This window comes from Brenneria goodwinii (assembly GCF_002291445.1).
Classification (GTDB): Bacteria; Pseudomonadota; Gammaproteobacteria; order Enterobacterales; family Enterobacteriaceae; genus Brenneria; species Brenneria goodwinii.
Genome location: NZ_CP014137.1, coordinates 1,048,942 through 1,061,646 on the forward strand (window position 1 = coordinate 1,048,942; position 12,705 = coordinate 1,061,646).

The following is a 12,705-nucleotide window of genomic DNA, read 5'->3' on the forward strand; positions in this document are numbered from 1 at the left end:
AAGACGGATTTATGTGTGCGACAGAACGTTTTTCGCCCCCACCGCCGGCGATTGAAAGCCGGGGGCTGACGCTGGGCTATGATCGGCAACCTATTATCGACGCACTGGATCTCACGTTGCCCGCCAACAAGATTTCGGTGCTGGTGGGCAGCAATGGCTGTGGTAAAAGTACGCTGCTGAAATCGTTTGCGCGGCTACTGAAACCTCAACGCGGGACGGTGATGGTCGGCGGGATTGACATCCACCGGCAGTCCACCGCCTGCGTGGCGAAGAAGCTGGCGATCCTGCCGCAAACGCCGGTGGCGCCGGAGGGGCTGACGGTCTATCAACTGGTCAAAATGGGGCGCTATCCGCATCAGTCGTGGCTCCAGCAGTGGTCGTCGCAGGATGAGGGAAAAGTCGTACAGGCTTTGCAGCGCACCGGCGTGACGGACCTGCGGCATCGCCCGGTGGATTCGCTGTCCGGCGGCCAACGCCAGCGGGTATGGATCGCCATGACGCTGGCGCAGGATACGGATATCGTGCTATTGGATGAACCTACCACCTATCTGGATTTAGCCCATCAGATTGAGGTATTGGATCTGTTGCGGGAACTCAATGTGCATCAGCAGAAAACCATCGTCATGGTGCTGCACGATCTGAACCTGGCCTGTCGCTATGCGCACCACATGGTGGCGGTGCATAACCGGACGGTGTATGCGCAGGGGAAACCTGGCGACATTCTCAGTGAAGCGATGGTGAAAACGGTGTTTAACCTGAACAGCCGGATTATTACCGACCCGTTTTTCGGCACGCCGCTGTGCATTCCCTTTGGCCGTGACGCGGTTGGCGCGGATACTGATGAACGTGCGACGCCATCCGTTTAACCCGCAAGAGTGGGCGATGTTGTCCGGCGCGTTGGGGCTGGCCGTTGCCGACGGGCGGGGGCGTGACGACGCCTGTGACGCTCGGGCGTTGCTCAATCCGCAACATTCCGGGCGCTACTGGCGCGCCTGATGCCGGCGCTTAATGCGCCGTCGCTGAAAATCACCGCCTCTTTGCTGAGTAAACGCATCGCCTTTCTGACGACCGCCTCCAGCCTGTATGCCATGTCGATGTATAATAAAGGACTGGATATGTCGCTGCCCAACTGCATGCTGGAATATGGTCATGCTGGTCAACGCTGGACTTCCGGCATGCCGCTATATGATTTGTCGATTAGCGCCGCGCCGGACGGCGCAATGCGCGAGGCGTGGCGGACGCGTCAGCTTCAGCAGCTGTTTGCCGGGCATTTGACGCCGCTGTGGCGGAGCTTTTCGGCGGTGACGGGGATCTCTCCGCGCATTTTGTGGGAAAACACCGCCGTGCGTATTTTTTCCCTGTATGAGCGGCGAATGCTGGTGGCGGATGGCGAATCGGCGGCGCTATCGCAACGTATCCAGCAGGATTTTGATTATTTGGTCCACCAGGCGCCAGGCGCGGTTTTCGGCGGCGATGACAATCCGCTGACGGCGTTTTTTCGAGCGAAAACCTGGGTGCCGACGCTGGCAAAAGCGGTACGTTTTCGCCGCACCTGCTGCTTTTACTATAAAGCGTCGCAGCCGCGTGAATACTGCGCCGCCTGTCCGCTGCTGCGGCCGAAACGCAATGACGGTGATACGGAGGGCGGTAACGAGTAAAATTAACGCGTTGTTAATAAAAATCGCTTAACCTTTATAATCTCTGATACAATATCGGCAGTTATGCACCGTAGTTGTGCCCGTTCATCGTGGTTGTTGCTTACGTCGTTATTGTTGAGTTGATGGTGGCCCGGCAAACCCGTCTTATTGTCCCTCTGAAAACTACACCGGTTGTTATCCGGTCAGGGCGGATCTGGAGTTGTTTTCTATTATGTCATTTGATTCTCTCGGCCTGAGCGCCGACATTCTGCGTGCTGTTGAAGAACAGGGCTATCGTGAGCCTACGCCCGTACAGCGCCAGGCGATTCCTGTTGTGCTGGCCGGTCGCGATCTTATGGCCAGCGCGCAAACCGGTACCGGCAAAACGGCCGGTTTTACTCTGCCGTTGCTGCAATTGCTGAGCAGCGCGCCGCCGGCGAAAGGCCGTCGTCCGGTTCGGGCGTTGATCCTGACGCCAACCCGCGAGTTGGCGGCGCAGATTGGTGAAAACGTTCAGGCCTACAGCAAATATCTGCGCTTACGCTCGCTGGTGGTGTTCGGCGGCGTCAGCATCAATCCGCAGATGATGAAGCTGCGCGGCGGCGTCGATATTCTGGTCGCCACGCCGGGCCGGTTGCTCGATCTGGAGCATCAGAACGCCGTCGACCTGTCGCAGATTGAAATTTTGGTGCTGGATGAAGCGGACCGTATGCTGGATATGGGCTTTATTCACGATATTCGCCGCGTGCTGGCGAAGCTGCCGGCTAAACGGCAGAACCTGCTGTTTTCCGCCACCTTCTCTGATGAAATCAAAACGCTGGCCAACAAGCTGTTGAGCAACCCGGCCTCGGTTGAAGTGGCGCGCCGCAACACGGCGTCGGAGCTGGTGACGCAACATGTTCATTTTGTCGATAAGCGCCGTAAGCGGGAACTGCTGTCTCAACTGATTGGCGAGAATAACTGGCAACAGGTGCTGGTGTTTACCCGCACCAAACATGGCGCCAATCACCTGGCCGAACTGCTGGAAAAAGACGGCATTACGGCGGCGGCGATTCATGGCAACAAAAGTCAGGGCGCGCGTACCCGGGCGTTGGCTAACTTCAAAGACGGTTCCATTCGCGTGCTGGTCGCCACCGATATCGCGGCTCGTGGTCTGGACATCGACCAACTGCCGCACGTGGTGAACTATGAGTTGCCGAATGTGCCGGAAGACTATGTGCATCGTATCGGCCGTACCGGCCGGGCGGAGTCCACCGGGGAAGCGCTGTCGCTGGTCTGTGTCGACGAGCATAAACTGCTGCGTGACATTGAACGCCTGCTTAAGCGTGAAATCCCGCGTATCGCCATTCCGGGCTATGAGCCGGATCCGTCAATCAAGGCGGAACCCATTATTAATGGCCGTCAGGGTAATCGCGGCGGCGGTTCCCGTAGCGCCGCGCCGCGCGGTCAGTCCGGCGCGCCACGCGCTCAGGGCGAGCGTAAGAGTAACGACGGCGCCCGTCAGACGCGGCGTCCCGGCGGCAACAGCGCCGCTCCGTGGGGCAATAGCGAAGGGCAGCGTCGATCGCCGCGTCCGCAGAACCGCAGCAAACCGGCAGCTAAATAACGATAAGGAGCCTGTTGGCTCCTTAGTTTGATGACAAACCTTCCCAAACCCGTCATTCCCGCGTAGGCGGGAATCAGCCAATGGCTGTTTACGGTTTCAGCAGGAGATTCCCGCCTACTACTGCGGGAATGACCGCGCTGGAGCCGTGAAGGATGACTGATGTTGCATAGATATATTGTTGCTTACCACGCACGAAACCATCCACTTCTCTTGCATACTCAGAATTGCGTTTCGTGATGTTCTGTTAGGTTTTATTTAACCGACGCCGTAGGCGCTATCCCCCGCCGTCGCGGGCGGTAAAACATTACCGCGTTGCCCGCCAGAATCAACAGCAATCCTAAAACGTCATTGACCTGCCAATGGTAGTTTTCATATATCGTGGAGATGGATAGCGCGATCAGCGGGAACAGTAGCGTCGAATAGGCGGCCTGACTGGCGCCGATACGTCCTATCAGACTGAAATAAGCCCCAAAAGCAATCACCGAACCGAATATCGCCAGATAGAACAGCGAACCAAGATAACGGACGGTGAATTCCGGGGAGAAATCATAGCCCTGAATCAGGCTGATTATCCCCATCCACAGCGCGCCATAACACATGCCCCAGCCGTTGGTGGTCATCACGTCGCGGCCTTGTCTTTGATGCCGGGAACTGATCATATTGCCCAGCGAAAAGCTGTAGGTTCCCAGCAGACACAGCGCGGCGCCCCAGAGCAGATGCGGTTGCGCGTCCATGTTCATCAGGTCGTGCCAGAACAGCGCTACTATGCCGATAAGTCCCAGCGGCGCGGCAATCATGACGCTGCGCGTCAGGCGCTGACCGAAGAACAGCCGACTATTGAAAGCATTAAATAACACCGCCATGGAAAAAATGACCGATTCTAATCCGCTCGAAATCCAGGCGATAGCGTGATAAAAACAGATAAAGTTAATACCGAATACGCATAGTCCCTGAAGCATGCACAGCAGATGCGCCCGGCGCGACAGCGGACGAAGGCGTTTCGTCAGCGCCAGAAAGGCCAGCAGAATCACGGACGAAAGCAGGAATCGCCAAAAGATGGAAACTTCGGCGGCAACGCCGCCCTGTTGCATGCTGATGGCAATCCAGGTGGTTCCCCAGATCAGCACCACGGAAATATAGAGCAAAATATTCATTAGCAGACTCCGGTGTTTATCATGACTCCAGTATGGATTTTTGCTCCGGCTTCGGCTTTCAGCGGTTTGCGGTTAATAACAGAATCTTGCGGTTTGTTGGTAGGGAGGTGCGATGCATCAGTATAAAGCGTTCAATTCGCTGCAACAGTATAAAACGGTGCTGCGGGATACCGTTGAACTGGGTTCCGGCGTGCGTCTGGCGTCATGGTTTAACCGCAACGATCTTGTCACCCTCGAAAACGGCGACCATCACATCCTCAGCCTATACACTGCCGATGGCTATGAAAGTTATCATAAAACGCCGGATGGATGGCATAACGGCGGGGGACCGGACCGCTTCTGTCTGATGCCGAAGCAGAGCGTCACCACCTGGGATATCCGCGGCGACCTCTCTTTTGTCCATCTTTATTATGACGACAGCCATTTTCGCCGGTTGGCGGAGCAGACCTGGGATCGCAGCCCGGCTTCGATCCGCACGGAAGAGCGGATTTTCGGCGACGATGCGCAGATCACCACGCTGTACCGGCAGTTTTTACTCAACTACAGTTGGGCGGATCCGGCCAATCAACTGGCGCTGAGCAGCGCGGCAACCTTGTTGCTGATACATACGCTAAGGCAGTATACCCAGCTATAGTGGACGCTGCCGAAGGTCCGCGGCGGCCTGGCTCCGGCGGTGCTGCGCCGGGTGAAGGAGATGATGGAAAGCCGGCTTGGCGATCCTTTGACGTTGGACGAACTGGCGGCCGAAGCCGGATTGAGCGAGTTTCACTTCGCCCGCATGTTTCGTCAGAGCGAGGGCATGGCGCCGCACCAGTATGTACTGAAGCGGCGGCTGGCGCGGGCGGAGGAGATGCTGCGTCACAGTTCGCTGGCGATAACCGAGATTGCGCTAATGTGCGGGTTCAGTTCCGCCAGCCACTTTAGCCATAGCTTTAAAAGCGAGCGCGGAATGACCCCTTCCGCGCTGCGCCGAACGCTACTGCGCTGAGTCGTCTCCAGCGGCCAGTAGGCACAGATTCAACGCGACTTGATACGATTTTACAAACGACGGGACGGGCAGGAATTCAAAACGCGAATGGAAGCCTTCAGCGTCGCTTCATTGGCGTTCGCCGTCAGATCGTTAAACCCAGGCATAGCCCTGACGCCCGTCGGTGTGTTCCGGCATCTGTTGACGGTCAAAATAGCTGATAAAATCATGAACCATCAGCAGCGGGTTGACCAATACGCCTTTGGCTGACCACGATCAAGAACGTACCGCATGCGTTTCGCCTCTGTTTCTCACGGGCCGCGCTAATCTGATTTTTTTTAGCGCCGGCTACAGCAGGCTCACGCCTTCATCGTTCGGTTCGCTCCACTCCACTTGGCGCACCGTATGCCACTTGGGAAAAATCACTGGGCAAGGCCCGCCATTGGCACCCGGTATGTAAGAGACCACACCCCGTATAGGTTGATTGTCCTCGGTTTGGTTCGTTGTAGGCTTGCTCGAGCAACGGGCGGATCCACCCGAACTGTTCACGGATCATGTCTCTGGGATAGGTTTTTGTTCGCTTTTTACATTACTCATCCTTGAACAAGATCGTGAACAGGTTCAAGAATGGATTAAATTTATTGATAATTTCTTAAGCTTGACCATTAATAAAAAATGGCTTCGTTTTATTCTGGAGAATAAAGTGACATTACATAAATGTATTTTTTTATTTAAAACTGTGATAACCACTTTTTTCCTTTTGCAAAGTTCTTTTTCTTTAGCGGAACAATGTGGGGTTCAAGTTGGTGGGACAATATGTCCTGAGGGGCTATGTTGTAATGCTTATGGATATTGTGGTAGCTCAGATGGCTATTGCTGTATTAATTTAGGAAACTCAGGTTCTGGTTGCCAGATAAATGCTGGGGACTGTTATATATGTGGCCCATCAGTTATTTTTAGTACCCCCCTTCAGGCTATAAAAACTATGGTCACACCCAGAACTTCAATAAATTGTTCGAATGCTAATACCGATGCTTTTACCTTAAAAGGGCAACAGGCACTACCACAATCAAAAATTATTAATGCTTTATGAAATATATATCGGTTAAGGACGGTATTATAAACAGGAATGTTATAAATCTCGAGAAATAATAGCTCAACTTGCTAATTAAAGTAGCAATGCCATTTAGCGAAAGGCCGTAGCTTATCTTATGGAACCAACTTCACCCAGACACGGTACAAATCACCGTGATCATCCAGCGTGACATTTATTGACAATCCCCCCCTAACTCCAGATAAATTTGGGCCAGGTTTTGTAGCTGCGTATAACGGTTGATGTCCAGCGCAACCTGTGCCTGTCTGCGGGTTTCCTGCGCATCTAGCCAAAAGTTGATGGGGGTGGCCCCGTTACGATAGCGGATTTCATACATTTTTTCTGATTTCAGCGCCAGCTCCAGTAAATTATTCAACTGCTTTTCCTGTTCCAAGAGCTGAGTATGCAGCGTCAGGGAATTGTCGACAGCGGCCATGGCCTTATACAATGCCTGTTTGAAATCTATTACCCGTTGTTCATAGTCGTTGCGAGCAATTTTCACATTGATATTCATTTCACGCCATTGCAGGAAGGGCAACGTTAACCCGGCATCGGCGGTGGCAACGGGATTACGCAAAAACCGCGTCAGGCCGCTGCTACTGGTGCCGAGCGAACCGGTGAGACTGAACGCCGGATAGAGTTGTGCCCGTTGCACGTCGACATTGGCCAATGCTTCGCGCAGCCGTAATTCCAGCGCTTTGATATCGGGCCGGCATGCCAGCACGGTGGCCGGAATACCCGGATTGACCCGGGGCAGCGGCCCGCCGGGGAGATGAGCGGGGTTAATCATACTATTCCCAGTCAGGGTACCTAATAGCACTGACTGTGCGTTAAGCGCTATTTTACGCTCGCTTAACAGGGCCAGGTGATCATTCTCCTGGTTGGCGACGTTTTGCTCGGCGGCAATCATATCCAGCGCCGACACATTGCCGGCGTTAAAGCGGGCGGTCACCAATCGCAGGGAGTCCTCGGCGTGCTCAATGCTTTGCTGGCTGATAACGATGCGTTGATTTAAAAACGCGAGTTGCCAGTAGTTGGTGCTGGCATTGGCCAGCAGAGTGAGCCGGGCCACGTCCAGATCATGCTCGGTGGCTTCACGCTCCCATACCGCGGCGTCCTGCTGGCGCGCCAGCTTACCCCACAGGTCTACCTCATAACTCACGTTGACCGTGGCCGAACTACTCTTATTCCAGGGGGACGCCCGGTTCAATCGTCGATTGGCGCCGGTATCCACCTTGCCGGCGACCACCGGCTCATGCTCAATCCCCGTCAGTTCCTCGTTCAGCCTAGCACGATATATGTGCAGCACCGCCAGGGCCAGATCGTTATTCCTGGCGACGACCAGGTCCAGCCATCGCGTTAACGCCGGATCGTTGAAATCGTCCCAGTTGAAAGGCACCGATGTACCGGCCGCGCCAGCCTCCTGCCAGTGCGCGGGATAATCAATTACCGGCGGGCGGTATTCGCTACGCAAGGCATTTCCACAGCCAGTGCTGAGGATAACCGCGGTCGCTAGGCCCAGGAAGGGGATATTTTTTTTCATCTACTCTCTCGCCAGTGACAAGACCGGGTCCATCCGAGCGGCTTTACGGGCCGGCAGGTAACCAAAAATCATGCCAATAAGGGTTGAACAGCAAAAGGCGAGAACGGCTATAGGCCAGGAGACGATTGCGGTCAGTATGCCGCCTGACAGCGAAGTGAACAACGGGCCTATACCCAGAGATATGACAATCCCCACTGCGCCACCAATCAGACAGACCAGTACCGCCTCGATCATGAACTGCTGCATGATATCGCGCTCGCGAGCCCCGACCGCCATGCGCACGCCGATTTCGTGGGTCCGCTCGCTGACCGAAACCAGCATAATGTTCATCACTCCGATGCTGCCGATGGTAAGCGCGACAGACGCGATCATCAAAATCAGCATGCGAAAAGTCATTGAAGTATGCTCCGCAGCTCTACGGATTTGATCAACATTGAACAACCGGAAGTCCTGGGAACCATGACGCTGCACCAGCAGCTGGCTGATGGCGCCGACGGCCGCGTCATTGGAAACCGTGTCCTTGAGTTGCAGGATGATGCTGCTAAGGGAGGGCTTGTTCACTATGCGACGCATCACGGTGGTATAGGGCATCCAGACACCAAGAGTATTTGGATCAAAATTGTGATTGTTGTGCGCCACGCCGATAATGCTCACCGGCACGGTCCCCACGAACATCACCTGGCCCACCGGACTACCGTGGACATCGTCAAAAAGGGTTTTAACGACCTTATCCTCTATTATGGCCACTTGCCTTGCATCAAGGACATCAGGAAAATTGGCACCCTCTATAAGGCTTATCCCCTGGATGTGAAAGTAGTCGCGGCCTACGCCGGTTATCGAAACATTGGCCGATTTATCTTGAAAGCGCACAGGTTTTGAGGTTTCGATCGTGGGACTGATGCTGTTGACCACCCCCAGGCGGGTCAGCGCATCCGCATCCGCCGGCACCAGGGCGCGAAAACTTTTTGGCCTGGCAGTAGAATAATCCGCCCCGGGGAAAATGCGGACCACGTTGGTGCCAAGACCCGTGACAAATTGCAATGTGCGCTGCCGGGCGCCTTCGCCCAACCCGACCACGCTCACTACGGCCGCGATACCGAAGACGATACCAATCATGGTCAACCCCGTTCGCAGCCGGTGGGCGCTCATGGTTTTCAGCGCCATGCGCAGCGACTCCCACGTTCGGTCAAGTAAGCTTCGCCATGAGCAGGATTTGCGCCCACGCAAAGGCGGGCGCAAATCCTGCTCATGGCGAAGGGGTAGCTTCTGCCCGCTGTCGGCCACAATTTCACCGTCATGCAGTTTAATGATACGTTGGGCGCAGCGGGCGACCGCCATATCGTGGGTGACGATGACGACGGTATGCCCGCGCTGGTTGAGGCTGGTCAGTATTTGCAGCACCTCTTGCCCTGCGCTAGAGTCAAGCGCACCAGTGGGTTCGTCCGCCAGGATAATGTCCCCGCCGTTCATCAGAGCTCGGGCAATGCTCACCCGCTGCTGCTGGCCGCCGGAAAGCTCCCCAGGTTTATGCTGCTCGTAGCCCGCCAAACTCAGTTGCCCCAACAACTGCGTGGCGCGCATGCGCCGTTCCCGGCGGTCGACGTTAGCGTAAATCGCCGGGATTTCCACGTTATCCAAGGCGCTGATATCAGGCATCAGGTGATAGCGCTGGAAAACAAAGCCGATATGTTCACGGCGTAAGCGAGCCAGTTCGTCCGGGGATAAACGGGCGGAGTGGTGTCCGCCTATGAAATAGTCCCCGCGGTCGGGCACATCCAGGCACCCCATGATATTGAGCAGAGTCGATTTACCGGAGCCGGACGCGCCGGTTATCGCCACCATTTCGCCAGGGGCGATGGCCAGACTTATCCCCTTCAGCACTCGGGATTGCTGGCCGCCGTTGCTATAGATGCGGCTGACATCGCGCAGCTCGATGATATTTTTCACCGGACGGCCGCCTGGCTGCTGGCCGGGGATAGCACAATGCGTTCACCCGCACTCAGGCCGGTCAGCACTTGGATATTACTGTTATCGCTGATGCCGGTGGTGATCACGCGTGTCTGCGGGGTATTGTCTGGGCCCAGAACGAGGACTTCCTGCCGGTTGCCTGGTTTTGTCATCACCGCCTGTCGTGGGACGAGCAGAGTATTGTGGGCCTCGGCTCTGAGCAGCGACACCTGCGCCGTCATGGCAATACGGAATGTGTTGTCGGAATTAGGCACATCCAACAGCGCATTGTAATATACCGAGGGATTATCGTTGCCTGAGGATGCCTGGCTGGCGGAAAACGTATCATCCTGCATGACGGATTCCGGCGCGAGCTCGATGCTGCGTAATGTCGCGTTGTAACGTTTCTCCGGCTCGGAGAAAAGGGTGAAATAGGCCTTCTGGCCTATGGTGACATGGGTGATATCCACCTCGGATATTTGCGCTTTGATCTGCATGACATCCAGCCGGGCCAGTTTGGCGATGGTCGGCGCGGTTTGATTGGCATTCACGGTCTGGCCCTGCTGGGTAATGACAGCGATGACGGTACCGTCCATCGGCGCCAGAATTTTGGTATAGCTCAGCGCAACTTTTTTGTTATCCACTTCGATTTGCGCTTGCAGGATCTGGGCCTGCATCGCCAGAAGATCAGCACGGATGGTGGCAAGGGTGGCTTGCGCGCTTTCATAATCCTGCTGAGAGCTGGCCTCATCGCTCAGCATTCTTTTTTGCCGCCGGAACTCGGCTTGCGCCTGCTTCAGCGCGGCTTGTTTAGCCAACTGCTGGGCGTAGGCGACGTTGAGCGCGGCTTCGGCATTACGTAAATCGTTACGCTGCTGCAGGTCATCTATTTCGGCAATGAGCTGGCCTTTATGGACCTGATCGCCGACTTTGATTTTCAGCGATTTCACTTGGCCAGAGACCTGTGCGCCGACATTGACCCGTTCGAGAGCGTCCAGTTTTCCGGCAGCCAAGACCACGTTTTCAATATCACCGGCACGAACCGGCGCGGTGATATAGGTTAACGGCGCTGGACGCGGCCAAAAATAGCCGAACAAAGCAATAGCGATGAGGACCGCGCCTATCAGGGCAATAGCACGCCGACAACGCTGGGAGAATTGCATCACAATATATCCAGCTCCTTAGGTCATTTATGGACTAATATCGGGCGCTTCAATCCTGCTTTTCATCATGAAGTAATGCTTTTATCATGATCGCACGATACGTTTTGGCGGCTCGTGAGCGACCCGTTTATGAAATTTTTCGGGAGGCCCGCCTTATCTGTTCTGTGCAATGAGAAAGAAAAAGTGGCACCTCAATGAACAAAAAAATGTAAAAAAATTATCTACCTCACACATTGGTCACCGTGATATGGTCCCAAGTCCCCGCCGGTGCGGAAGATTACAAGCGGCATTGGACCGGGCAGAGCATCGTGCGCACAAATCACATCGCCAAAGGGCCGGGAGATTGCCATTGATGGAGGAGGCTTTTTGGTCACCTTTGTATTGGTTGGTCACTCTATCAAGACAAAACTGTTATTGTGAAGTTCAGTTACTAATTGTCTATTTTACTTATAGATATCGGATAATGAGCACGTTGTAGATGGGTTCATGTATTATCCTACGGGACTAATGACCTGAGGCTTTGTTGATGGCACTGGTCAACGTCATTTGATCCGTGGCACCAGGTACAACAGTTATAGTGTTTATATTACCACCCGAGACAGGCATAATAATAAAAGCAGGCGTCCCGGTAAGGCCGAGTTTATGCGCTAATGAATTGATGTTGTCGATAGTTGCTGTGGTTCGTGCCAGCTCCGATGGCGTTGGGATGGGGATCCCCGCTTTTTTGAGAACATCCGCGATATCTTTATCGGTCAGGGCACCTTCATTATGGCCTGTTTTGTAAATGGCATTGTGGTAAGCCAGATAGTCTGCTGAAGCTCTATCTTGCCAAATTGACAGACCGGTTTGCGCGGCGGTGGTAGACGCTTGCCAACGGCTACCGAAAATCGGCCATTCTTTGAAAATAAATTTCACATTGGCATTCGCCTTCATGACATTTTCAACAATGGGCGCCATCTTATTACAATAAATGCACTGATAATCAAAAAATTCAATCATCGCGACCTATGCGTTAGCCGGTCCGACACTGGGGGTATTTTTATCTGTCAGCAATGCTTCCTGATTATCGAGAACCATTTTAGTCAGAGCTACTGCTTGGCGCAGGGTCTCTTGTTCCTGTAATTTTTGGCTGACTTGGAGTAATATGTCAGGATGAGCCAGAAGGTAATCAGCCGCAATTTTTCCAATCTCGGCTTGCTGTGTTGCGTTGAATGCAGGTGCGGTATCCTCAGCGTAGGCTCCATGAAATGTACCGAAGCATGTGGCCACAAAAAAAAACATGTTGCAGTTTTATTGTCACTGCGTTTCTCCTTAGCAAAGTCAGTTTGACGGCGCAAGCTAACCATTTTGATTAAACCGAAATAATGGCAGATAAACATTTCGACCCGATGCAGAGTGGCTAAAAGAAAACAACAACCGATCTGCCTTCATATGAATTTTCAATATCTGAGTCATAACTGCTGCTGCAATTCCACTATATTATTAGCGAAATGCTATAACCATTCTTAATGCATTACTAAATAGCCACATGGACACCGACCCAATGCAAGCGTGGGCGTTCCTTTTCTCTGACAATGTAGTCACAAACATATATT

General features: G+C 54.0%; 11 protein-coding genes and 3 pseudogenes. 6 read left to right on the plus strand and 8 right to left on the minus strand.

Annotated features, from left to right (window positions below; translation table 11 throughout):
- Nucleotides 1–11: 11 nt before the first annotated feature.
- The 4 genes from ACN28R_RS04650 to rhlE all read left to right on the plus strand — a co-directional run bounded on the left by ACN28R_RS04650 (nt 12) and on the right by rhlE (nt 3,243).
- Entirely contained in the window at nt 12–866 is an 855-nt protein-coding gene (locus tag ACN28R_RS04650; protein ID WP_095833740.1) for an ABC transporter ATP-binding protein, read from the plus strand.
- Nucleotides 841–996 (plus strand): hypothetical protein, encoded by a 156-nt coding sequence (locus tag ACN28R_RS04655; RefSeq protein ID WP_236840184.1) that lies wholly within the window; start codon nt 841–843, stop codon nt 994–996. Before ACN28R_RS04650 ends, ACN28R_RS04655 begins: the two co-directional genes overlap by 26 nt.
- Nucleotides 996–1,658 (plus strand): IucA/IucC family C-terminal-domain containing protein, encoded by a 663-nt coding sequence (locus ACN28R_RS04660; protein WP_236840185.1) that lies wholly within the window; start codon nt 996–998, stop codon nt 1,656–1,658. The genes ACN28R_RS04655 and ACN28R_RS04660 overlap by 1 nt, the downstream gene beginning before the upstream one ends.
- Before the next feature lie 211 nt (nt 1,659–1,869).
- Nucleotides 1,870–3,243, plus strand: a complete 1,374-nt coding sequence (gene rhlE / locus ACN28R_RS04665; RefSeq protein ID WP_048638433.1) for an ATP-dependent RNA helicase RhlE — start codon at nt 1,870–1,872, stop codon at nt 3,241–3,243.
- A gap of 251 nt (nt 3,244–3,494) precedes the next feature.
- On the opposite strand, the gene ACN28R_RS04670 is transcribed toward rhlE, so the two are convergent.
- Entirely contained in the window at nt 3,495–4,397 is a 903-nt protein-coding gene (locus tag ACN28R_RS04670) for a DMT family transporter (RefSeq protein ID WP_095833741.1), read from the minus strand.
- A gap of 112 nt (nt 4,398–4,509) precedes the next feature.
- Here ACN28R_RS04670 and ACN28R_RS04675 point away from each other — a divergent pair.
- Nucleotides 4,510–5,385, plus strand: a pseudogene (locus tag ACN28R_RS04675) (AraC family transcriptional regulator).
- 83 nt (nt 5,386–5,468) lie between these two features.
- Here ACN28R_RS04675 and ACN28R_RS04680 read toward each other — a convergent pair.
- Nucleotides 5,469–5,634 (minus strand): annotated as a pseudogene (locus tag ACN28R_RS04680) (peptidase T); the annotation flags it as partial.
- Nucleotides 5,627–5,920 (minus strand): annotated as a pseudogene (locus ACN28R_RS04685) (transposase); the annotation flags it as partial. The pseudogenes ACN28R_RS04685 and ACN28R_RS04680, both read right to left, overlap by 8 nt.
- On the opposite strand from ACN28R_RS04685, the gene ACN28R_RS04690 reads away from it, so the two are divergent.
- Complete coding sequence (locus ACN28R_RS04690; protein ID WP_183096805.1) at nt 5,876–6,457, plus strand: hypothetical protein; 582 nt, start codon at nt 5,876–5,878, stop codon at nt 6,455–6,457. The pseudogene ACN28R_RS04685 and the gene ACN28R_RS04690 overlap by 45 nt on opposite strands.
- Nucleotides 6,458–6,632: 175 nt before the next feature.
- On the opposite strand, the gene ACN28R_RS04695 is transcribed toward ACN28R_RS04690, so the two are convergent.
- The 5 genes from ACN28R_RS04695 to ACN28R_RS04715 all read right to left on the minus strand — a co-directional run bounded on the left by ACN28R_RS04695 (nt 6,633) and on the right by ACN28R_RS04715 (nt 12,391).
- Nucleotides 6,633–8,000: a TolC family protein gene (locus tag ACN28R_RS04695; protein WP_095833743.1), complete on the minus strand. Its 1,368-nt coding sequence runs from the start codon at nt 7,998–8,000 to the stop codon at nt 6,633–6,635.
- Nucleotides 8,001–9,947, minus strand: a complete 1,947-nt coding sequence (locus ACN28R_RS04700) for a MacB family efflux pump subunit (RefSeq protein ID WP_095833744.1) — start codon at nt 9,945–9,947, stop codon at nt 8,001–8,003.
- Entirely contained in the window at nt 9,944–11,110 is a 1,167-nt protein-coding gene (locus ACN28R_RS04705) for an efflux RND transporter periplasmic adaptor subunit (RefSeq protein WP_048638438.1), read from the minus strand. The genes ACN28R_RS04700 and ACN28R_RS04705 overlap by 4 nt, the downstream gene beginning before the upstream one ends.
- A gap of 504 nt (nt 11,111–11,614) precedes the next feature.
- Complete coding sequence (locus ACN28R_RS04710; protein WP_231604186.1) at nt 11,615–12,109, minus strand: DsbA family protein; 495 nt, start codon at nt 12,107–12,109, stop codon at nt 11,615–11,617.
- A gap of 6 nt (nt 12,110–12,115) precedes the next feature.
- Nucleotides 12,116–12,391 (minus strand): hypothetical protein, encoded by a 276-nt coding sequence (locus tag ACN28R_RS04715; RefSeq protein ID WP_236840186.1) that lies wholly within the window; start codon nt 12,389–12,391, stop codon nt 12,116–12,118.
- Nucleotides 12,392–12,705 lie beyond the last annotated feature (314 nt).